The sequence below is a fragment of the Salinivibrio sp. ML198 genome (assembly GCF_001996015.1).
Classification (GTDB): Bacteria; Pseudomonadota; Gammaproteobacteria; order Enterobacterales; family Vibrionaceae; genus Salinivibrio; species Salinivibrio siamensis.
Genome location: NZ_MUEZ01000020.1, coordinates 1 through 23120, shown reverse-complemented (window position 1 = coordinate 23120; position 23120 = coordinate 1). Strand labels below are relative to the sequence as shown.

15 protein-coding genes, 1 tRNA gene, 1 rRNA gene and 1 riboswitch are annotated in these 23120 nt (G+C 52.0%); of the genes, 9 read left to right on the top strand and 8 right to left on the bottom strand.

Annotated features, from left to right (window positions below; all coding sequences use genetic code 11):
• Window positions 1–90 precede the first annotated feature (90 nt).
• Both BZG25_RS13375 and csrD read right to left on the bottom strand, forming a co-directional pair.
• Window positions 91–585 (bottom strand): hypothetical protein, encoded by a 495-nt coding sequence (locus tag BZG25_RS13375; protein ID WP_077639268.1) that lies wholly within the window; start codon window positions 583–585, stop codon window positions 91–93.
• Window positions 582–2561, bottom strand: a complete 1980-nt coding sequence (gene csrD, locus BZG25_RS13370) for an RNase E specificity factor CsrD (RefSeq protein ID WP_046073885.1) — start codon at window positions 2559–2561, stop codon at window positions 582–584. The genes BZG25_RS13375 and csrD overlap by 4 nt, the downstream gene beginning before the upstream one ends.
• Window positions 2562–2681: 120 nt before the next feature.
• Here csrD and BZG25_RS13365 point away from each other — a divergent pair, with 120 nt between their 5' ends.
• Together BZG25_RS13365 and BZG25_RS13360 are read left to right on the top strand one after the other, a co-directional pair.
• Window positions 2682–3569 carry a LysR family transcriptional regulator gene (locus BZG25_RS13365; protein WP_046073884.1) on the top strand — a complete coding sequence of 296 codons (888 nt, stop codon included), beginning with the start codon at window positions 2682–2684 and terminating at the stop codon, window positions 3567–3569.
• A 145-nt stretch (window positions 3570–3714) separates the two neighbouring features.
• Window positions 3715–4875 carry an alpha-hydroxy acid oxidase gene (locus BZG25_RS13360; RefSeq protein WP_077639267.1) on the top strand — a complete coding sequence of 387 codons (1161 nt, stop codon included), beginning with the start codon at window positions 3715–3717 and terminating at the stop codon, window positions 4873–4875.
• Between the two features lie 105 nt (window positions 4876–4980).
• Here the strand turns inward: BZG25_RS13360 and BZG25_RS13355 are convergent, their stop codons facing one another.
• The gene (locus BZG25_RS13355) at window positions 4981–5526 is read right to left on the bottom strand and encodes a single-stranded DNA-binding protein (protein WP_046073882.1); all 546 of its coding nucleotides are present in this window, start codon (window positions 5524–5526) and stop codon (window positions 4981–4983) included.
• Window positions 5527–5809: 283 nt separating this feature from the next.
• Between BZG25_RS13355 and BZG25_RS13350 the strand changes: the two genes are divergently transcribed.
• The 5 genes from BZG25_RS13350 (at window position 5810) to BZG25_RS13330 (ending at window position 13222) form a co-directional block, all read left to right on the top strand.
• A complete protein-coding gene (locus BZG25_RS13350) occupies window positions 5810–6517 on the top strand; it encodes a LuxR C-terminal-related transcriptional regulator (RefSeq protein ID WP_077606031.1) in 708 nt (235 codons plus the stop codon).
• A 62-nt stretch (window positions 6518–6579) separates the two neighbouring features.
• Entirely contained in the window at window positions 6580–7545 is a 966-nt protein-coding gene (locus tag BZG25_RS13345) for an acetyltransferase (protein ID WP_077639266.1), read from the top strand.
• A gap of 181 nt (window positions 7546–7726) precedes the next feature.
• Entirely contained in the window at window positions 7727–8590 is an 864-nt protein-coding gene (gene galU, locus BZG25_RS13340; protein WP_077639265.1) for a UTP--glucose-1-phosphate uridylyltransferase GalU, read from the top strand.
• A 136-nt stretch (window positions 8591–8726) separates the two neighbouring features.
• A complete protein-coding gene (gene uvrA, locus BZG25_RS13335; RefSeq protein ID WP_077639264.1) occupies window positions 8727–11552 on the top strand; it encodes an excinuclease ABC subunit UvrA in 2826 nt (941 codons plus the stop codon).
• Window positions 11552–13222: a Wzy polymerase domain-containing protein gene (locus BZG25_RS13330; protein ID WP_077578644.1), complete on the top strand. Its 1671-nt coding sequence runs from the start codon at window positions 11552–11554 to the stop codon at window positions 13220–13222. The genes uvrA and BZG25_RS13330 overlap by 1 nt, the downstream gene beginning before the upstream one ends.
• Here the strand turns inward: BZG25_RS13330 and BZG25_RS13325 are convergent.
• Window positions 13219–14352, bottom strand: a complete 1134-nt coding sequence (locus BZG25_RS13325; protein ID WP_077578643.1) for an alanine--glyoxylate aminotransferase family protein — start codon at window positions 14350–14352, stop codon at window positions 13219–13221. The two genes, BZG25_RS13330 and BZG25_RS13325, sit on opposite strands and share 4 nt — an antisense overlap.
• A 263-nt stretch (window positions 14353–14615) precedes the next feature.
• Window positions 14616–14803: riboswitch (Lysine riboswitch) on the top strand.
• A gap of 97 nt (window positions 14804–14900) precedes the next feature.
• Here BZG25_RS13325 and lysC point away from each other — a divergent pair.
• On the top strand, window positions 14901–16289 hold the full coding sequence (gene lysC / locus BZG25_RS13320) for a lysine-sensitive aspartokinase 3 (RefSeq protein WP_077578642.1): 1389 nt from the start codon (window positions 14901–14903) through the stop codon (window positions 16287–16289).
• A 38-nt stretch (window positions 16290–16327) separates the two neighbouring features.
• On the opposite strand, the gene metH is transcribed toward lysC, so the two are convergent.
• The gene (metH, locus tag BZG25_RS13315) at window positions 16328–19987 is read right to left on the bottom strand and encodes a methionine synthase (protein ID WP_077578641.1); all 3660 of its coding nucleotides are present in this window, start codon (window positions 19985–19987) and stop codon (window positions 16328–16330) included.
• Between the two features lie 183 nt (window positions 19988–20170).
• On the opposite strand from metH, the gene BZG25_RS13310 reads away from it, so the two are divergent.
• Complete coding sequence (locus BZG25_RS13310; RefSeq protein ID WP_077578640.1) at window positions 20171–21463, top strand: sodium:proton antiporter; 1293 nt, start codon at window positions 20171–20173, stop codon at window positions 21461–21463.
• 37 nt (window positions 21464–21500) lie between these two features.
• Here BZG25_RS13310 and metA read toward each other — a convergent pair whose 3' ends face one another.
• From metA to BZG25_RS13295, 3 genes are all read right to left on the bottom strand, one after another.
• Window positions 21501–22448, bottom strand: coding sequence for a homoserine O-succinyltransferase (gene metA, locus BZG25_RS13305; RefSeq protein WP_046073872.1), 948 nt, complete (start codon window positions 22446–22448; stop codon window positions 21501–21503).
• 181 nt (window positions 22449–22629) lie between these two features.
• A 5S ribosomal RNA gene (rrf, locus tag BZG25_RS13300) occupies window positions 22630–22745 on the bottom strand.
• Window positions 22746–22752: 7 nt separating this feature from the next.
• A tRNA-Thr gene (locus tag BZG25_RS13295) sits at window positions 22753–22828 on the bottom strand.
• Window positions 22829–23120 lie beyond the last annotated feature (292 nt).

Sequence of the window (23120 nt, the reverse complement as noted above, 5' to 3'; positions counted from 1 at the left end):
TGCTGTAAACCTGAATGAGATCTGTGTTTTTTTTCAATGCGCTGTCATTTTGATGGTTTTTCCATCAAAAACGCATTATTCCTTTTATCTTTATCGGGTCGGTGATTGGCATGACTGATGAATCACCAACTGCGTCGATGCCTTCGTTGACGCCGTTGCCTCGTAATACGTTAAGTAACAATCCGTCGCTGGCTGATCAGGAAGCCGCCAGATAAAGTCGACCCGATTTTTCTCTGGATAGCGTCGCAACTGCCAACGCGTTGTATCCTTCAGCGCCGTCACTAACTCAGGCAAGGCACTTGCCTCAGGGTAGCCATAAGACACACGAATGGACGTGCCGTTGACGGTCAGTGATTGTTCCGCCTGATCACTGACTTTTTTCTTCTCGGCCAACGCGTGTGTTTGCGTCATGGCGCTGTCGATGCCGCTTTTTAAGCCTTTTAGCGCGGACACATTAGCATCCGCCTCATAATCGTAGAACTTAGGGATCGCAATCACCACCAGCACCGACAAAATACTGACCACTAATAAGGCTTCTAACCAACCGCGTCCTTGTTGGTGGGAGAGCTTGATGGCTTGACTCATCGCTTCCCCCATCGGCGGCGTTTTTTCTGTGCTGGGTGCGGAGACATTTCCGCCCCAAGCAGCCGCCCTTGTCCGCCCGCGACACCCAGTTCTTTCACCACTGACCATTCCTCATTGGTTTCCACGCCTACCGCCAGTACCTCGGTGGTGGTAGCCTCACAAGCACCTAACACGCTGCGTAAATACAGCTGGTTCTCTGGCCGTTGGTGGATATTGCGCACCAAACTACGATGAAGCTTAATATAAGCGGGTTGAATATCTTTAACATAGTGAGTGCTTACTATCGTTCTACCTGCTTGGTCAACAACTAGACGGCACCCTAACGCGGCAATCATTCGTAAGCAAGGCCGCGCCGCATCAAAGTGTGAAACCAAAGCGCCTTCAGACACTTCCACCAGTAAGCGATTCAATGTACTTCTTGGCGTTTGTAGCAACATATCGCGCAACCACACCACAAACTCACGTTGACAAAGTGAGTACGCACTTACATTGACGGCGTAGTTATCGATGTAGTCACGCGTTTTTAGCCACCACAGCGCGCGACCCACGGTCGCCTTGTCAAACGCCACGTCCATGCCAACCCATTCTACCCCTGGCCAAAAGCGCGAGGCCTTAAGCACCTTGCCTTTTTCGTCCTTAATTCGGCCTAAAAGTTCATAATGAAGGCGGGTTTTGCCATCTCGCGCAAACACCGGTTGGCGATAAAGCATTGGCCCTTCTCCCGCCATCACCGACTCGAGTAAGGTGCGCCAACGTACACTACCACGTTTATCCAGTTGGCTTAGTTGTTTGTCGAACTGTGACCAACCATTCTGGCCGGTTAGCGCCGCCGCTTTAAGTGCACGTTCGGCTTCATCCATTAGTCGCCCACGTCGCTCACTGGCGCCAAATGAGGTCATCCCAAGGTGGAACCAATTATCTTGATCCAACGCCTCGGGTGGCGCGAGTTTATCTAACGCATTGGTGATTTGCGCTAAAAAGGGATGCACTTCTTCTCCCGCTTGGTTGACCAGCAAAATGGCAAAGTCCGAGGCAAAATAACGTGCCAACACGGCATCCGGAAAACGCTGAATCGCATTCGACAGAACATTGCCAATCGCTTGAATCAATTGATCGGCGGCTTCTTGCCCGTGCTGCGCCACCAGATCTTCCCATTCCGCCACCCTCACTAGGATCACACTGCCTTGGCTGGCATCATCACTGGCTAGTGTGTGCAAGCGATTATCAAACATCACGCGATTCGCGGCGCCGGTGAGTTGGTCTAAGAAGGTGTTGGTGCGAATAAAGGTGTCAAAACGACTACGCTCTTGGCGCGCTTCTTTAAGCTCTTCGATCAGTTGCGTTAACGCCGCGCTTGCCGGGATCGGCCACTCGCGGCTATCACCTTGCTGCGCATCATCGAGTCGCCCCGCTAAGATCAGTCGGCCACGCTGCTCAAGCACCTCACTGCCATACAGCTGACGCCGGAGCCAACGGATCCCCCATGTGAGCCCCAAGACAATCACCAAAATCGCCGCCGATAAGGAGGACAATGGACCAATGGAATAGGCAAACTCCGCATACGGCGGCACAAAGGTCAGTTTGACCGCAAACCCTGGGTTGCTATCGAGCGGTATATCACGAGAGATTACCTGTTGATTGGTCACCGCCTGGTATTGAATTTGCTCATATTGATACAAGATCCCAGCGTCCGAGTAGATAGTGAGGGACGTCACGTCACTGGCTTTAAGCATCTTGGGAAGCCAGCGCGAAAAGTATTGGTTATCACGCTGGTCACTGGCCATCTCTTGATCAATCACCTCAACCATGCCGTCAACATAATGCGAGATGAAATCAATCCCCAATTGGCGGAAGCTGATCGCACCGCCGATAAACAACACAAAAATGGCACACACCACAATAAGCGTGACAAATGCAACGAGTCGGTTGGTCAGCTTCATACCGCTGACTTTGATCGCACTGGCTGTTCTATCCATGATTCTCTGCTGACTTGGGTCGCCTTTGGGGGCTAGTAGCCGCTATTATCAGGCTTGGTTATCATAATGTGAATGCCTAGACCACGAATCGGTGGCTGTCTTTTTACGCAACGAGGACTCATGGACTGGATTACCTGTACACAAAGCTTTATCTGCGTGGTGGATCATGGCTCGTTGGCCCAAGCGGCCACCAAGCTACACACCTCAAGTTCTGCCCTGTCAAAACGCCTAAGCTGGCTAGAACGCCAACTGGGGGTTCAATTGCTCAAACGCACTACACGCAGTTTGTCGATGACAGATGCGGGTGATCTCTTCTACCACCGCGCCAAGACGTGGGTCGATGACTGGCAACAATTAGTCAGTGAGACCACCTCCACCTTTGGTGAGGTCAGTGGTGTATTGCGTATCGGTGCGCCATTGGTGACAGGGAACCGCTTTCTGGTCAACTTTATTGCTGAGTTTCTTGAGATTTATCCGAAAATCAAAGTCGAACTCACCACCCTCACCCCTGGCCAGCTGCCGGATCTGAATCTGGACGTGGTGATCAGTCGTGAACTCGAGTACTTTAACTCCGCCAGCTACATCGCCGCCAAATTATTTGATTTTCAACCTGGCTTTTTTGCTGCCCCTGCCTACCTCGAGCGCCATCCGCCCATCACCACGCCAGCGCAACTTACCCAGCATAATATTTTGCTTTACGGTAATTCGCATCAGCCTCAAGAGCGGGTGTTTGAAGATGGCACCCGCTTACAATTGTCCGGTAATTTTGTCTCACCCAACCCTGAAGCCTTGGTCAGTGCCGCGGTGATTGGCATGGGGATCATTTTAGGGGGCGCCGGGACGGTGCAAAAAGAAATCGACCAAGGCTTATTGGTCCCGGTGCTACCAGCCCTTAAGCAACCACGCTTATCGGCCTACGCCTACTACCCTAAGCTGGAATACAACCACACCAAAACCAAATTATTTATCGATTTTATTAAACAGAAAGTTAAAGATTTGTACGTTTAGTGTGCAGATAAAGCAAGAGGTAACGCCAACTATCATCGGGGCTTAGCCGATTTTGGAAAAAGTATTTTATCTTTTATCTATATATCGATAACAATCACTGCGCTAGGGTGAGACAAGACACTCACCTCAACAACGTGCAATATTCATGGCCTATTATAATCCTAAGTACCCTGATACCCCCTCGCTTAAACGTGCAGCAAAACGGCGTATCCCAGCCTTCGCCTTTGATTATCTTTGCGGCGGTTGTCACGATGAAATTGGCGTGGCGCACAATGCCGGGGCGTTTGAACACGTAAAACTGCAGTCTGACTTGCTTGCGCCTACCCCAGAGATCGACTTATCCGTCGAGCTATTTGGCCAACGCTATGCCGCGCCTTTTGGCGTCGCCCCCGTCGGACTTCAAGGGTTAATGTGGCCCAAGGCGCCGGAAATTTTGGCAAAAGCGGCCTATCAAGCAAAGCTTCCTTATGTGCTCAGCACCGTATCCTCAGCGAGTCTTGAGACCATCGCCGAGATCTCTGAGGGAACGGCGTGGTATCAACTCTATAACCCAACGGATGCCAAGATCCGTAAAGATCTCATGGGTCGCATTAAAAGTGCAGGGTATAAAGTGCTGGTCGTCACTGTGGATGTGCCGACCTTCGGTTATCGCCCGCGCGATATAAAAAATGGCTTGGCGATGCCGCCGAAAATGAATCTGCGCAATATCGTGCAAATGATGCAGTGTCCGGCATGGAGCTGGCAGACGTTACTGGCTGGCGTGCCTGAGATGCAAACCCTCAAGCCTTACATGCCAAAAAACATGCCCACCAGCGAACTGGCGAACTTTATGAACAATACGGTGATGGGCGCCGTCGACTTCGACAGCCTCAAGGTGATCCGCGATAACTGGGACGGCCCCTTGGTATTAAAAGGCTTGGTCAACCCAGACGATGTCAAACAAGCGGTTGCGCTCGGTGCCGACGCAGTGGTCTTATCCAACCATGGGGGACGTCAGTTAGATGTTGGCGAGTCGCCACTGGATACCATTCAAACCATCAAGCGCTTATATGGTGACAAGATTAAACTGCTGATGGACAGTGGCGTACAAAGCGGCGGGAATGTGGCCCAAGCGATGGCCATGGGCGCCGACTTCACCCTGCTGGGCCGCACTTTTGTCTATGCCTGTGGCGCGTTGGGCCATCATGGGGGGGAACACGCGATAGATATGCTCACCCAACAAATGACCCAAGTAATGGGCCAGTTAAAATGCCCAACGCCGGTGCAATTGCCGCACTTTTTAAAAGCGGGCCCCGGTGTCGCCTAACCCAGCCCGTTCAGTAACCGACCACGCCAAAAAGCAAAAAGCCCCAACAGGGGCTTTTTCGTTTCAACCACATTGGCGTTGACTCGCCACTTAACGCAGTCCGTTTTAGAACGGAATATCGTCGTCAAAATCAGGCAAATCGTTGTATTGCTGCTGAGGTTGCGACTGTGGCTGTGGTGCCGACTGCTGCGGTGGCTGTTGGTTAAAGTTTTGCTGTGGTTGTTGAGGCTGCTGAGGCTGTCCCCATCCACCTTGCTGCTGCGGTGACTGCTGCATGGGCTGACCTTGGCTCTGACCACCACGGCCACCCAGCATTTGCATGCTGCCACTAAACGGTTGTACCGCGACTTCCGTGGTATAACGGTCTTGCCCGTTTTGGTCTTGCCACTTGCGTGTCTGCAGTTGGCCTTCGATATACACCTGAGAGCCTTTGCGCAGATACTCACCCGCGACTTCGGCGGTTTTACCGAACAGCACAACACGGTGCCACTCTGTTTTCTCACGCATCTCACCGGTGTTTTTATCACGCCATGACTCTGAGGTCGCGAGGCTGAGGTTCGCCACCGCACCGCCGTTGGGGAGGTAACGGATTTCCGGATCGTTGCCCAAATTACCAATCAAGATGACTTTGTTTATGCCACGGCTGGCCATAGGTGACTCCCACTGTTCTTGGTTGCGCGCGAAACGATTTCGCAAACTGGATAAATAAGGAGGAAGTCTAGCACGAGCACCCCAGAGGTTCGAAGCTTTTCCACGCGATCTGTTTCCATATTCTGCAGTTAAAGCGTCAGCACAATGGGTTATCACTCGCAGCGTATACCTTAAAGATAAAAATGGTTTAGACTGATGGAAAGCTTGCCCAGCCTTGACGTCGGTGATCACCCCACTAACGTCACACGGATACGCATGTTGAGTCATCATCAGTAGGATGCTTATGAACCAGGCCGAAACCACCTCAGATAGTTACACACTGCTTCTTATTTCTCAGCCCAGCATGTCTGTGTCTGCACTGATGACATGCTTAGAAAAAGCAATTCATAGCGAGGTTGAGCTCGTGACGCCCGATGCGATCACTGACAAGCTCACCGCACGACCCGGTTTAGTGTTGGTAGACTTAAACGCCTTTGATGACATTGCCACCGAGCAGCTAAAACAATCGCTGATCCCCTTTGCCGACCAACATGTCTTTGCGCTGCTCAATGCACATGACTTAAGTGCCAAAGAACTCGCCAGCTGGCCATTTATCAAAGGGGTCTTTAAAAAAGAAGATGAGATCCGCCACCTATGTTATGGCATCGAAAAAATGTTCTCTGGCGAGTACTGGCTCCCCCGTCACAAAATGGCCGCGTTAATTCACTATTATCAGCAGCACCACCAACAAGCGATCGATGAGCAGGCCATTGTCCTGACCAACCGCGAGCAACAAATCCTGCGCCACCTTGTCACGGGCGCCTCTAACCAAGACATTGCCCGTGCATTGGACGTCAGTGAGCATACCGTTAAGTCGCACCTTTATAACGTGTTTAAGAAAATCAATGTTAAAAACCGAGTACAAGCCGTGTTTTGGGCGAAAAACAACTTGTCCCTAATTGGCTCGACGGGGCTTGAGGCCTATCCTGGCACCGACGACGATCACCGCTAGTTGGGTCAAGCTCACCCATCAAGGTAGGATGTCACGTTACTCAGTTAAAAAGGAATCACAGGATGGGATTTGATGTCTTTAACGGGGATGCCGATGGGCTTACCGCGCTGGTGCAATGGCGCTTAGCGCACCCACAAGCCACCACGTTAATTACTGGGGTTAAACGCGATATTGCTCTGTTAAAGCAAGTGCCCACAGGCCCCGAGCAGGTCACAGTACTCGATGTTTCTATGGCGAAGAACCAAGACGCACTCGCGAGATTACTCGCGGCTGGCACGCGCGTGTTCTATGCTGATCACCATCAAAGTGGCCCCATCCCAGATTCGCCTTTGTTAGACGCACATATTCATACCAGTGCTAACACCTGTACCGCGCTTATTATCGATAAACTTCTCGGTGGGCAGTATCGAGAATGGGCGTTAGTTGGCGCGTATGGCGATAACCTGGATCGCACGGCTAATGCCCTCGCTCAACAGTCGGGTATTGACGAGCAAACGCGCGCGCGGCTGGCACAGCTCGGCCACTATCTCAACTACAACAGCTATGGCGCGAGCTTGGATGACCTCATTATGCCCCCCGCGGTGTTATATCGTCACCTGTGTGGCTTTTCGACCCCCGATGCTTTTATGCGCGCTTATCCGGACATCGTGATGGCACTGGCTGACGCGTATCAAAGCGACCGGGCGCATGCGCAAACCCTAACCCCGGCGCTAGGCGATGAAAACGCACAAGTGTATCAGCTTCCCGATGCCGCTTGGGCACGCCGAATAAGTGGCATGTTTGGCAACCAATTAGCCAACCGCCATCCTGATAGAGCCCATGCCGTGCTCACGCCAATGCCAGGAGGAGAATGGATGGTCAGTATTCGTGCCCCTTTAAATCGGCCTACTGGGGCGGCGCAGTTGGCCGAGCAATTCACAACAGGCGGTGGCCGCGCCGCGGCGGCGGGAATTAATGCCCTCCCGCCGGCGTCCTTATCGACCTTTACCGATGCATTTATGGCGTATTTTTCCGCCCATGCGGACTAAGCAACGCGGGGACGGTCACGCTATCTAGCCGCGTTGGCGCGCAGTACTTGCTTAGCCGCACTGAACCCAGCAAACTATTGACCCAGATAACATTGTTAGCAGCCGCTTGCTAACAACCCGCTTAGGGGTGTCGACCGCGTCATAAACCGCTCGCCACCCAACAAAAACGAAAGGATCTGAGATGATAAAAAAATGTCTGTTCCCAGCGGCTGGCTATGGCACCCGCTTTTTACCGGCAACCAAGTCAATGCCGAAAGAAATGATGCCAGTGGTCAACAAGCCTTTGATTGAATATGGCGTGGATGAAGCCTTGGAAGCGAGTATCAACGGCATGTGTATTGTCACCGGTCGTGGCAAGCATGCCATCATGGATCATTTTGATAAAAACTATGAGCTTGAGCATCAAATCAGTGGCACCAACAAAGAAGTGTTACTCGATGACATTCGCAATACCATAGAGAAAGCGTCATTCACTTACATTCGCCAACACGAAATGCGTGGACTCGGGCATGCGATTTTAACCGGTCGCGATCTGGTCGGCGACGAAGCGTTTGCTGTCGTGCTCGCCGATGATCTTTGCATCCATCCTGACAATGGCGTTCTCAAGCAAATGGTCGCTCTATATAACCAGTTCCGTTGCTCGATTGTCGCGGTGGAAGAAGTCCCGGAAGATGAGACCCATAAATATGGTGTCATTGCCGGCCAAGAGATCAAAGATGACCTTTTCCGCGTAGACAACATGGTGGAAAAACCCGATCCCGGCGATGCGCCAAGCAATCTTGCTATTATTGGCCGGTATATTTTAACGCCAGATATCTTTGATCTGTTAGAAACGACCCCGCCAGGTAAAAACGGCGAAGTCCAGATCACCGATGCGCTGCTCAAACAAGCACAGTCAGGGTGTGTACTGGCGTATAAATTTAAAGGCGAGCGCTTTGACTGTGGCAGCGTAGAAGGCTTTATTGAAGCCACCAATCACTGCTACAAGCACCACTACCTTGGCGGAAGCAACAAAGACGAAGCGACGGTCAAAAACCGTCGATAACGTTAACCGCGTCGGATCGCGCGTTTTTCCCTTCGAGTAAAGGCTGTGTAAATATACAGCCTTTTTATTTGGTCATGGTCATGTCTGTGCCATACTAGGCGACCAACCAGTGAGCTGACTGAGTAGTAGGATAATAATGGACAATATCGACGTCAGAGGCGCGCGCACGCATAACCTCAAAAACATCAACCTCACCATCCCTCGTGATAAACTGATTGTGATCACCGGCCTATCTGGCTCGGGAAAATCATCGCTGGCCTTCGACACCCTATACGCCGAAGGCCAGCGCCGTTACGTTGAATCCTTGTCAGCGTATGCGCGCCAGTTTCTCTCCTTAATGGAAAAACCCGATGTTGACCATATCGAGGGTCTGTCACCTGCGATCTCGATAGAGCAAAAGTCCACCTCGCATAACCCGCGCTCAACGGTCGGCACCATCACTGAAGTGTATGACTACTTACGCTTACTGTATGCGCGAGTCGGCGAGCCACGCTGTCCCACTCATGATGTGACCTTAGCGGCTCAGACCGTCAGTCAGATGGTCGATAAAGTGCTTGGGCTGCCGGAAGGAAGCAAGCTGATGCTGCTCGCGCCGATCATTAAAAACCGTAAAGGGGAGCATGTTAAGACTCTGGAGAACCTCGCTGCGCAAGGGTTTATCCGTGCCCGAATCAATGGCGAAGTGTGCGATCTATCCGATCCGCCGACTTTGGAGCTTCATAAAAAACACACCATTGAGGTGGTGGTCGATCGCTTTAAAGTGCGCGATGATCAGCAACAGCGTTTGGCAGAATCTTTTGAGACCGCGCTCGAGCTAACAGGCGGCAGCGCGGTGATCAGTTGGATGGACGGTGAAGGGGAAGAGATCATTTTTTCCGCCAACTTTGCCTGCCCACACTGCGGTTACAGCATGCAAGAGCTTGAGCCGCGCCTGTTCTCCTTTAATAACCCAGCTGGTGCCTGTGGTACCTGCGACGGCTTGGGGGTGCAACAGTATTTTGATCCTAAGCGCGTTCTCCAAAATCCAGCCGTCAGCCTCGCGGGTGGGGCGATCCGCGGCTGGGATCGGCGTAACTTTTATTACTTCCAAATGCTACGCTCGCTGTCTGAGCATTATGGCTTTGATTTGGAAACGCCGTGGCAGGATCTGTCGGGCACCGTTCAGGACATTCTCTTGTACGGTTCCGGCCCGAAAGAGATCGAGTTCAAATACGTCAACGATCGGGGCGATATTCGCGTACGTAAGCATCCCTTTGAGGGGATCCTCAATAACATGGAGCGTCGCTATCGCGATACCGAATCGAATGCTGTGCGCGATGAGCTTGCCAAATATATCGCCACCAAACCCTGTGCCAGCTGTGGTGGCTCACGCTTACGCCAAGAAGCTCGTCACGTGTTTATCGACGGCCACAATCTACCCGAAATTTGTGAGCTGAGCATTCAACAGGCGCTGGACTTCTTTGAACAACTGGCCTTGACCGGGCAACGCGCTAAGATTGCCGAAAAAGTGATGAAAGAGATCCATGACCGGCTACGGTTTTTGGTCAATGTGGGGCTTAACTACCTGAATTTATCGCGCAGTGCCGATACCCTCTCTGGCGGTGAAGCACAGCGTATTCGACTGGCCAGCCAAATTGGCGCGGGCTTGGTGGGGGTCATGTACGTACTGGATGAGCCCTCTATTGGTCTGCACCAGCGTGACAATGCCCGCTTGCTCGATACCTTGGAGCATCTGCGCGATCTGGGGAACACTGTCATGGTGGTCGAGCATGATGAAGATGCCATTCGCGCGGCCGACTACATCATTGATATTGGCCCGGGGGCCGGGGCACATGGTGGTCAAATTGTTGCCGAAGGCAGTTTAGAGGACATACTCGCCAGTGAGTCGTCACTGACAGGTCAGTATCTAAGTGGAAAGCAAGCGATCGAGGTCCCCGCAAAGCGTATTGAGCGCGACCCAAACAAAATGTTGACGCTGAAAGGGGCGACGGGCAACAACCTGAAAAACGTTGATCTCCACCTACCTGTCGGACTCCTTACTTGCGTGACGGGCGTGTCAGGCTCAGGCAAGTCAACGCTTATCAATGACACCTTTTTTAAAGTGGCCCACCAGCAATTAAACGGCGCGACCACCGCCGATCCCGCGCCTTACGAGTCGATTGATGGGTTGGGACATTTCGACAAGGTGATCGATATTGATCAAAGCCCCATTGGCCGTACCCCACGCTCAAACCCAGCCACTTATACGGGGATCTTTACCCCGATCCGTGAGCTGTTTGCCGGTACCCAAGAGGCACGGGCACGCGGATATAAAGTGGGCCGTTTTAGCTTTAACGTGCGCGGCGGTCGCTGCGAAGCGTGCCAAGGTGATGGCGTGATCAAAGTGGAAATGCATTTCTTGCCCGATGTGTATGTACCTTGTGATGTGTGTAAAGGTAAACGTTATAACCGGGAAACATTGGAAGTACGCTATAAAGGCAAAACCATCGATGAAGTCCTTGAGATGACCGTCGAGGACGCGCGTGAGTTTTTCGACGCCGTGCCCGCTATCAAGCGTAAACTGCAAACATTGATGGATGTCGGTCTGAGCTATATTCGCCTTGGCCAAGCAGCCACCACCTTATCGGGGGGTGAAGCACAGCGGGTCAAGTTAGCACGAGAGCTGTCTAAGCGTGACACGGGTAAAACGCTTTACATCCTCGATGAACCAACCACAGGGCTTCATTTCCATGATATTCAGCAACTGCTTAATGTCCTGCACCGCTTGCGCGAACAGGGCAACACTATCGTGGTGATTGAGCATAATCTGGATGTGATAAAGACCGCGGACTGGATCATCGACTTAGGGCCAGAGGGCGGTAATGGCGGCGGTGAAATCATCGCGCAAGGTACACCGGAAGCGATCGTGGATGTGGTGGGTAGCCACACCGCTCACTTCCTCAAACCTATGTTGGAGCGATAATGACCTCAGCGCTGCCGCAGAGTCGCGTGATACGAAAGCCGCTAACAACCCCATTTCTACTAACGTTAGCGGCCTTGTGGTTGATCTGCTTACCACTGTACTCGGTGTCTCTCCCGCTGGTTGGCATACGTCACCCTGCAGCGGCGCTTTCCTTGTTAACGCTCGCGTTCACCTTGGGGTTTGCCTGCTTAGAAGTCGTGCGTCAGCATACTTGGCGGGCAAGCCGACTGACCTGGATGCTTGGTTTGGCAACGGGCCTGGCGATTATTCCTTATTACTACCCACACGCTGAGGCACTCAATAGCGGCTATGCCATGGCCGCCTTGATACTTAGCCTCGGTTTCTTCTCCAGCCTTCAACAGTTTGTTTTTAACCATTCGCAGCGGCAAAAGCTACTCGGGGTATTTTTACTCGCCTCTTGGCTAGCGGTACTGTCGGTGTTGGGCAATCAATCACCACCGGGCATGGCGCCTTTTATGTTTAACAACTGGGTGCCTCACTTGCCCCCTGCGGTCACGCACACACTGCTACTTACAGGTCTCACCTTAGCGGCGTATATTCTCGCCAGAGAGCCGAGTGGCCGCTACCGCCATCCCATCAGCCAAAGCTTATTGGCCGTCACCCCTTTGGTTTTTATTCCAGTGTTAGCGATGCAAGGCCAGCCCCTGCTGCTGCTCTTTGCCTTGTGTGCCATCGTGTTACAGCAAGCCTATTTGAGTCGCTTTGCCTCCAGGCGCCAGCACAAAGCTTGGCTTGTGGCAGTCTGTCTCGGCGCGATCCTGGCGATATTTGCCCTCAGTGGTCAAGATAGTTGGCAATGGCTGAGCGACGGCGAGCGACGTGCGTTGGGTTTAGCGTGGCAACAATGGCAGACAACGCCCTTTTTCGGCGTGGGCATGGGGAATGGTAAGCAGGCCTTGCTGTTGCTTTCTGCTTCACAACCCGGCCACCTTGGTCCAGTGAACCTGCCCAGTGCACTGCTGTTTTGGCTGTTGGAAGGAGGCTTATTGATTGGATTGGGCTATGTGTTGGTGATCATGGCGCTCGGCGTCAGGATCCTTCGTGCTCCCTCAGGGACACGGCGGATCTTGATTGCTTTAGTGCTACCTCCGCTCACTGGACTGATGATCTATCCGGTAAGCGGCACCCAGTGGTTCAATGGGGTATTGTTACTCCTTTGGCTATACTGGCTTGATAACCTCACCAGCAAATATCGCCGCTACCCGGTACTCACTCATGGTTACAGCCAACGTGTGGCCAGTCGCACCGTGATCACTGCCCTCGTCATCACGACACTCGTGTGCCTGTCATCCGTATATTTGGCCAATCGTTATTTGCGCGACTCTTTACTCAGCTCGCAACGTTTTGCCTTATACCAGCAACATCCATGGTGGCAGCAAAAGCTGGCCCACGCACAACAAAGCCGTCACTTTCAGGCTAATTTAGCAACTCTGTCTGACACTGAGCGCCAGCAACACCTTAACCAATTATTGCGCCAAGTCGCACAACGACCACGCTTTGCTGGCTATCAGCATGCCTATCAAGTGGCCCTACAAATCGGTGACCGTCAGCGGGCTCGCGATATCCAGCAAGAAGCGCGTTACTTGTATCCAAACGCGGCGAAGGTATGGACAATCCGCCATACCCTACCGGATCATTCAACGCCCTAGCGCAATGCCTCTTCAAGGGCTTTAAGGCACAGGGCAATGTTCTCATCCCTTGCGCCGTAGCCCATTAAGCCGATTCGCCAGGCTTTACCCGCCAAATCACCGAGGCCAGCGCCAATTTCCAAGTTATAGGTGTGAAGTAAATGCTGGCGCACGGCGGCATCATCCACGCCCTCAGGAATATAAACGGCGTTAAGCTGGGGCAAACGATAAGGTTCATCGACCACAAAGCCAATCCCTAAATTGTCCAATCCCGCTTTCAAACGCTGATGCATGGTATCGTGGCGTTGCCACGCGTTCTCAATCCCTTCGTGATACAGTTTGAGCAGGGCTTCATGTAGGGCATATAAACTATTCACGGGTGCCGTATGGTGGTAGCTACGTTTGCCGTCGCCGCTCCAATACCCCAGCACCAAACTTTGATCGAGAAACCAGCTTTGCACCTTGTGAGTCCGCGCCTGCATTTTTTCTACTGCACGGGGCGAGAATGTCACTGGCGACAAGCCCGGTACACACGACAAACATTTTTGACTGCCTGAATAGACTGCATCTAATTGCCACTCGTCCACCTTCAACGGCACGCCACCGAGTGAGGTCACCGCATCGACAATAGTGAGGCAGCCGTGTTCACGTGCCAAGGTGGCAAGGGCCTGTGCATCAGAGCAAGCGCCTGTGGACGTCTCCGCGTGGACAAATGCGACAATGCTAGCCTCCGGGTGCGCCTTCAAGGCCGCTTCAACCTTTTCAGGATTAACCGGATCGCCCCAGGCATCATCAACCATGACCGCATGTGCGCCACAACGCTCCACGTTTTCTCGCATCCGGTCGCCAAACACGCCATTGCGACAGACGATCAATGTGTCGCCAGGCTCCACCAAATTGACAAAACAGGCTTCCATCCCCGCACTCCCGGGTGCAGAGACCGCAATGGTAAACGGATTGTCGGTTTGAAAAGCGTACTGCAGTAGCTGCTTGACCTCATCCATCATGCCAATGAATAAGGGGTCAAGATGCCCCAATGTCGGCTTGCTCAATGATTGCAGCACCGACGGGTAAATGTCAGAGGGCCCTGGCCCCATCAATGTGCGAGCGACGGGTTGAAAAGACTGAATATCGGAAATTGCACGAGCCATCACGAATCCTTGTTGTTGGTACCGAGGCTCACCGTTATAGCATATTTTTTCGCCATCCCCCTAGCCTCTGGCACATGAACTGTGTGATCGCTAGCGGCGATTTATGTTTCTTTTCAGTGCCGATAGGGCGCAATGGCCTCCTTTTCCTCAGTCAAAGCGGGGGCTGGGCAGTGCTCCCCCATCAAGAGCAAAAACACGGTTGACACCCTGCGACCACACCCGTAATGTTAAAACTGTTCATGCGGTCACCAACCCATGACTGAACATGCAGAAGAGGTGCATTTCTCAGGCAGTTATCAGGCGGAGCCCCACTCCTAAGCGTGATAACCAGGGGAGACAATGCCGAGGTGGCGTAAGATCGGGGTCGATACGCTGCCGGCCTTGAAGGCTGAATCCTTCAGGCTGTCACTTGTCATCCATATGGACAGACAGGTGGAGCGCTTCTGGCAGAATGCCTGCCGTTTGCTCTTCCTACCTTGTCGCGGTATTTATCGCGGTCACGATGTGACTTCTGATGTTCCCCACTGACTTTTGAATATGTTGAATCAATGAGCACGAGCTCAAAAGGGGAAAAGGACGTGAACCCGTTACCATCAATTTCAGTCGCTAAGTTTGGCGGCACCAGTGTCGGGACGCTAGCGGCGATGCAGCAAAGCGCCGCGGTTATCGAGCAAAACCCGCAAACCCGTTTAATCGTGATCAGTGCGTGCGCCGGAGTGACCAATCATTTAGTCGCGCTCGCAAAAGGGATCAGCGACCCTGACGTGCGCCAAGCCAAGTTGGACGCCATTAATGCCATTCACCAAGCAATATTGCAGCAACTTCCTGATTGCCAAAACACGCAAGCAGCCGTCGAACACTGGCATCTCGCCATTGCCGAGTATGCCGAAAAAGCGGCCATCATTCCTGACACAGCGCTAACGGATGCGTTAGTTGCCTGCGGCGAGCTGATCTCAACCCATATTTTCACCCATTTGCTCAACAGCCGAGGTATAACCGCTTTGAGAGTAGATGCGCGTGAATTGCTGCGCACCGACAGCCAGTTTGGCTGTGCCCAGCCTGACCCACAACAGACGCGAACACAGTGCCACGACCAATTGCTTCCGCATTTAGCCACACATCGAGTGGTCACCCAAGGGTTTATCGGCGCGGATGCCCACGGACAAACCACCACCTTAGGCCGTGGTGGTAGCGACTACAGTGCAGCACTGTTCGCCGAAGCCGTGGACGCAGAGAGTTTGGCCATTTGGACCGATGTGCCCGGGATTTATACCACCGACCCGCGGATTGCCGAACAAGCGCGCCCAATCAGTGAGATTAGTTTTAGCGAAGCCTCAGAAATGGCCACGTTTGGTGCCAAAATCCTGCACCCGTCCACCTTGCTGCCTGCAGTGCGCCAACATATACCAGTGTTTGTCGGGGCCGCGAGAGCGCCTGAGCAAGGCGGCACCTGGATCCGCGAGCACGCGCACTCGGCACCGCTGTTTCGTGCCGTCGCCTTACGACGAAACCAAACCATGGTGACACTAACCAGCTTAAACATGTTCCATGCATATGGTTTTTTGGCCAAAGTATTTGAGGTTTTGGCACGATTTGAAATCTCGGTGGACTTGATCACCACCTCGGAGGTCAGTGTCGCTTTAACCCTTGATCAAACCAACACTCAGGGCGACGCGCCGCAGCTGCCACAAGCGGCTATCGCCGAGCTGACCCAGTTATGTCATGTCGAGATCTGCGAGAACCTGGCGGTGGTAGCGCTGATTGGCAATGATATGAATCATACTGCTGGCGCGACAGCACCAGTGTTCAGTGCCTTAGCACAACATAAACTACGCATGATTTGCTACGGTGCCAGCAACCACAATGTATGTGTTGTGGTTGAAGATGACGATGCCACCCAGGTGGTGCAGCGGTTACACGCGGACTTATTTGAATAATAAAAAAGCCAGCACAGCCAATATGCTGGCTTCTTTCGTTAGCCGTTTAAGTTCGGCCCGAGCCATTTCTCCGCTTCTTCGCTGCTCCACCCTTTGCGTGCTGCGTAGCTGTCTCGCTGATCGTTTTGGATCTTCGCCACCGCAAAGTAACGTGACTCAGGGTGGGAAAAATACCAACCTGAGACCGACGCCCCCGGCCACATGGCATAGCTTTCGGTAAGTGTCATCCCCGTATGTGCTTCTACCGACAGCAATTGCCAAATTTTGCCTTTCTCACTGTGTTCAGGACAGGCGGCATAACCCGGCGCTGGCCGGATCCCTTGGTATTGCTCGCGGATCAGCGCATCGTTATCGAGCGTCTCATCGGGCGCATAGCCCCACAAGGTAATCCGAATTTGCTGATGGAGGTACTCTGCAAAGGCTTCTGCAAGTCTATCGGCGACCGCCTGGATCATGATCGCGTTATAATCATCCCCTTTCGCTTTGTATTCTTCCGCCAAGGCATATTCGCCAATACCACCTGTCACCGCAAATGCGCCAATCCAATCCGGCTGGCCACTGCTTTTTGGCGCAATAAAGTCCGACAAGCAATAGTTGGCACCACGAGGCTTTTTCGTTTGCTGACGCAAGTGGTTCAGTACGGTGAGCGTCGCTTGGCGAGACCCATCATCATAGACTTCAATATCATCCTCAACGCTGTTGGCAGGAAAAAGGCCACACACTCCCTTCGCGGCGACCAAGCCTTCTGCCTCGAAACGATCGAGCCAAGCATTGGCGTCTTGATACAAACGGCGCGCTTCCTCACCCACTAGTTCGTGATCCAAAATCGCCGGGAATTTGCCACTGAGTGACCACGTCATAAAGAAGGGTGTCCAGTCGATATACTGACGTAAGGTCGCTATCGAGACATCATCGTAAACATGCACGCCCGGCTTCAACGGCTGCGGAGGAGCATAGTTTGCCCAGTCCGTTTGCCACTTATTGTCCCGCGCCTGCTCAAGGGTGACGGGAGCGGTTCGAGGCGTTTTGCGTTGATGTTGCTCACGCACCGCCGCATAGTCTTTGGCTAAACGGGCCACAAAATCCGGCCGCTGAGTCTGTGACAGCAACGATGAGCACACCCCCACGGCACGTGACGCGTTGGGCACATAGACCACGGGCGCATGGTAATGCTGTTCAATCTTCACCGCGGTATGGGCTTTGGACGTGGTCGCGCCGCCAATAAGCAAAGGAATATCAAACCCTTGGCGCTCCATCTCTTTCGCCACGTTCACCATTTCATCTAACGATGGGGTAATCAGGCCTGATAAACCAATAATATCGACGTTTTCCTCACGCGCCACCGACAGGATTTTATCGGTCGGCACCATCACGCCGAGATCAATAATCTCGAAGTTATTACATTGCAGCACCACGCCAACAATGTTTTTGCCAATGTCATGCACATCCCCTTTGACCGTGGCGAGCAAGATCTTGCCATTGGTCTGTCCTTGCTGCTTTTCAGCATTGATGTAAGGCTCAAGGTAAGCCACCGCCTGCTTCATCACCCGTGCCGACTTCACCACTTGTGGTAGGAACATCTTGCCTTCACCAAACAAGTCCCCGACCACGTTCATGCCTGCCATCAGTGGGCCTTCAATCACTTCTAGAGGTTTACTTGCCGCGGCGCGAGCCAGCTCGGTGTCTTCAACAATAAACTCTGTAATGCCTTTGACCAGTGCATGTTCCAACCGCTTTTCCACCGGCCAACTGCGCCACTCTGCAGTTTCCGCGACCTCGTTCTCCCCACTATCGCGATAGCTGTCGGCGATCTCCAATAAACGCTCCGTGGCGCCATCATCTTTGTTGAGCACCACATCTTCTACTGCCAAGCGCAGCGATTCAGGCAAATCATCATAGATGGCTAACTGGCCCGCATTGACGATCCCCATGTCCATGCCATTTTTGATGCAGTGATACAAAAACACCGCATGAATAGCCTCACGGACGGGGTTGTTGCCTCGAAACGAAAACGACACATTGGAGACGCCGCCCGAGATCATGGCATGCGGCAGGGTTTGTTTAATGTCAGCCACGGCGTTGATGAAATCGACTGCGTAGTTATTGTGCTCATCAATGCCGGTAGCAACCGCAAAAATGTTGGGATCGAAGATAATATCTTCCGGCGGAAAACCGACTTGCTCGACCAGAAGATGATAAGCGCGCGTACAGATTTCCACTTTCCGCGCTTGAGTATCGGCTTGACCTTGTTCGTCAAACGCCATCACGATCACCGCCGCGCCATAGCGACGGACTAAACGTGCTTGGTGAAGAAAAGCCTCTTCTCCTTCTTTGAGCGAAATAGAATTGACGATGCCTTTCCCTTGAATGCACTTGAGGCCAGCTTCAATCACTTCCCATTTAGAGGAGTCAATCATCACTGGCACACGGGCAATATCCGGCTCGGCCGCGCATAAATTGAGGAATCGCACCATAGCCTTTTCGGCATCCAACATGCCTTCATCCATATTGATATCGATGATTTGGGCGCCGTTTTCCACTTGCTGCAATGCCACTTCCAGCGCCTCGTCGTATTGCTCTTCAACGATTAAACGTTTAAAGCGTGCTGAGCCAGTTACATTGGTGCGCTCACCCACGTTAACGAACAAGCTATCGGCATTAATGGTCAGGGGCTCGAGCCCAGATAAGCGACAGGCCACAGGGTGGTCAGGCAGAGAGCGTGGCGAATGTTTTTTCACCGCGTCGCTAATCGCTTGAATATGTTCAGGCGTGGTGCCACAACAACCACCGACCAAATTGATAAAGCCTGACGCCGCCCACTCATCAATGTGTGTCGCCATCTCTTCGGGAGAAAGGTCATACTCACCAAACGCGTTGGGCAACCCCGCATTAGGGTGGACGGAGACAAAGCCCTCACAAATGTCGCTCAGCTCTTTGACATACTGGCGCAATTCAGCCGGCCCCAGTGCGCAGTTTAAGCCAAACGACAGTGGCTCAACATGGCGCAGCGAGTGATAAAAGGCGGCGGTCGTTTGTCCGGATAAGGTGCGTCCAGACGCATCAGTGATGGTGCCGGAGATCATAATGGGTAAGCGAAACCCACGGGCATCAAAGACCTTTTCAACCGCAAACGCACAGGCTTTGGCATTCAAGGTATCAAAAATGGTCTCCAACATGATGATATCAACCCCACCCTCAATGAGCGCTTCGGTGGACTCGGCATACACGTCGACTAACTGATCAAAGCTGACATTGCGAAACCCAGGGTCATTCACATCTGGTGAGATTGAGCACGTTCGGTTGGTCGGCCCCAACACACCCGCGACAAAACGGGGTTTATCCGGCGTTTTCGCCGTCCACGCATCAGCGACCTCACGCGCAAGCCGGGCTGCCGCGACGTTGATTTCCGCACTCAGCGCCTGCATGTCGTAATCGGCCATCGCAATTTGGGTGGCGTTAAAGGTGTTAGTTTCAATAATGTCCGCGCCCGCGGCCAGGTAATCACTGTGTAGCGAAGCGATCTTATCAGGCTGAGTCAGCACCAAAAGATCATTGTTGCCTTTCACATCACAGTGCCAATCTTTAAAACGTTGGCCACGATAATCGGCCTCATTGAGCCCTAACCCCTGAATCATGGTGCCCATGCCACCATCGATCACTAGAATACGGTCGCGCAGTTGCTGTGTCAGTCGGTCCATACTATTACGCTTATCATCTTCCTCGTTGCAGTCATTTCATCCTACCACAGCGAAAATGGAAATCTAGACGTCTATAAATAACAATTTATTTTGATCTATTTCAATTCAGCTGTTCGTTTTGACAACGATTTCTATTAATATTTTGACACATTTTTTCATTCCCTCGTTGTACTAGGAAGCGGCATGTCAACTTACGCAATCCTCAGCTTTATGGCTGCTGCAGCCATCTTTATCGCTTTTATTAATAGTAAAATCAGTCGAGTACAAACCACCATCGCCATTACCGCTAGCTCGCTCCTACTGTCTTTGTTGATAGTGGTCGCTGGTCAATACCAAGCCATTCCACTCAAAACCATGGCCGAGCAAATACTGACAGATATCCACTTTGATACCTTTTTGCTCAAAGGCGTCCTCGGCTTTTTGCTCTTCGCGGGGGGAATTGGTGTCAAGCTTCCCTCTTTCTCCGACCAAAAGTGGGAGATCACGACCCTGGTGATCGGCGGGCTATTGGTCTCTGTGTTTTTAATCGGCACCGGTATCTGGGGCGTGTTTCAGCTGATCGGTATTCCTTTCGATTATCTCTACTGCCTGCTATTTGGCGCGCTGATCTCGCCGACCGATCCCATTGCTGTTCTCGCCATTGTGAAAAAACTGCAAGCACCGATGCGGATCACGACACAAATAGAGGGAGAGTCGCTATTTAATGATGGCGTGGGTATCGTGATCTTTGTGACTCTTTTTACCCTGGCCTTTGGCGACAACAACCCGACGGTGGGCGGTACCATTGCCTTGTTTTTACAAGAAGCCGTTGGCGGGATTTTATATGGCCTGGTGCTTGGCTATCTTTTCCATCGCTTGATTTGTGCCACCAACGATCACTCGATGGAATTGCTATTAACGCTGGCTATCCCCAGCGCTGGCTATGTCCTGGCCGATATGCTGCATGTCTCTGGCCCGCTGGCAATGGTGGTTGCCGGGATTATGATTGGCAACTGGACCCGCTTTATTGGCTTTTCCAAAGAAAGTGAAGATCACCTCGACCACTTCTGGGAACTGGTCGATGAATTTCTTAACAGCCTACTCTTTCTCCTAATCGGGGTTAGCTTGCTGCAAATCAGTTTCCATAAAGAAGACTGGATCATTATGGCGGCGGTGGTGCCTATTGTGCTTCTCGCCCGGTTTATCAGCGTGAAAGTGTGTTACCTCGGCTTTAAGCGCTTTCGAACCTATAACCCTTGGGCAGTACGTATATTAAGCTGGGGAGGCTTACGCGGAGGGCTTGCGTTGGCCATGGCAATGGCCGTGCCCGCTGGCATCATGGTGGTGCCGGAAAAAAATATCGATGTTCGCGAGCTGATCCTCATCATGACCTATGCGGTGGTGGTGTTCTCCATTTTGGTGCAAGGCTCAACCATGACAGGCATGGTTGATAAAGCAAACGCAGCACAAGACGAAATGGATAAACATCAAAGCTAACCGAGTCCCTAACCCAAAAGCGCCCGCGGGCGCTTTTTTATTCATCAAGGGTAAAGTTAGACGCGGAAAAGGCATCCAAGTCAAAGGGCGTTTGCTGGTAAACACAATAGTTTAGCCAGTTGGCAAACAGTAAATGCCCATGGCTGCGCCAACTCACATACGGTGGCTGCGAAGGATCGTCATCTGGGTAATAGTTAAGGGGGACCGCGGGCTCCATGCCTTCTTCTAAATCCCGATGGTATTCATGATGCAGGGTATGAGAATCATACTCAGGATGACCGGTGACAAACACATTGCGCTTATCTTTCGTCGCCGCCAGATAGGTACCCGCTTCATTGGACGTGGCTAAAATATCGAGGTCGGTATGTTCGGCCAGATAACTCGGAGAAAAATCCGCATAGCGTGAGTGGGGCGCTAAGAAGCTATCATCAAAGCCGCGTAATAGCGGGTGTTTGCATAACTCAGCATTAATGTGGTGACGGTAAACCCCTGACAACTTCTCTTTGCGGGTTTTCTTGGGTAAATCATACAGCAACTTTAACCCTGCTTGCGCGGCCCAACAAATATATAAGGTTGAGGTAACGTGCTTATGCGCCCAATTCATCACATCTTGAAGGTGCTCCCAATATATCACGTCCTCAAACTGCACCAGTCCTAACGGTGCCCCCGTCACGATCAGACCATCAAAGTTGCGCGTTCGTACGGTCTCAAATTGACGATAGAAGGTATCAAGATGCTCGGTTGGCGTATTTTTGCTTGGTCGATTATCTATCCGCAGTAACTCCACATCCACTTGCAAGGGACTGTTAGAAAGCAGACGCATAAATTGCGTTTCGGTCTCGATTTTTTTCGGCATCAGGTTAAGTAGCAGCACCTTCAGCGGGCGAATGTTTTGACTCACCGCACGGGTTTCTGTCATCACGAAAATATTTTCGCGCCGCAGGATATTGGTCGCGGGAAGTTGATCCGGGATTTTAATCGGCATCACTGCCTCCTAGGGATGTTTAGACGTCCAGATATCTAATAACATAACGCAGCCACTGACCGAGCTCAAGCAATAATCAATCATTGCACAAGTGTTGTTTAAGCATAGGAAAAGACAGGATCAATGAGGAGAGGCAAAAACGAAAAAAGCCCCCCGCAAATGCGGAGGGCTTATAAATAACTCTTGGCAGTGACCTACTCTCACATGGGGAGACCCCACACTACCATCGGCGCAGCAACGTTTCACTTCTGAGTTCGGCATGGGTTCAGGTGGTGCCGTTACGCTATGGCCGCCAAGAAAAACCTGGTGCTGATAGGCAGATTTGAACTGCCGACCTCACCCTTACCAAGGGTGCGCTCTACCAACTGAGCTATATCAGCGAAAACGCTTCATCAAAGTCTTACTTTTTATCTGCTTTGATAATTAAATCACTTCTAATTAAAGTCTTACACTACGTTGCTTTAATTAGGTTATCTTGTTTGATGCGATGAGGATGTTGAATCGAGACGCGCAGTGTATGCCAATACATGAGCATCGCAGATATCAAAAGCATCGAGCTATCAACAAGATGAGCCGTTTTTGCCTTCAGATTTTTCCAAAAATCTGAAAACAAGAAAGCAAGCCTGGCGATGTCCTACTCTCACATGGGGAGACCCCACACTACCATCGGCG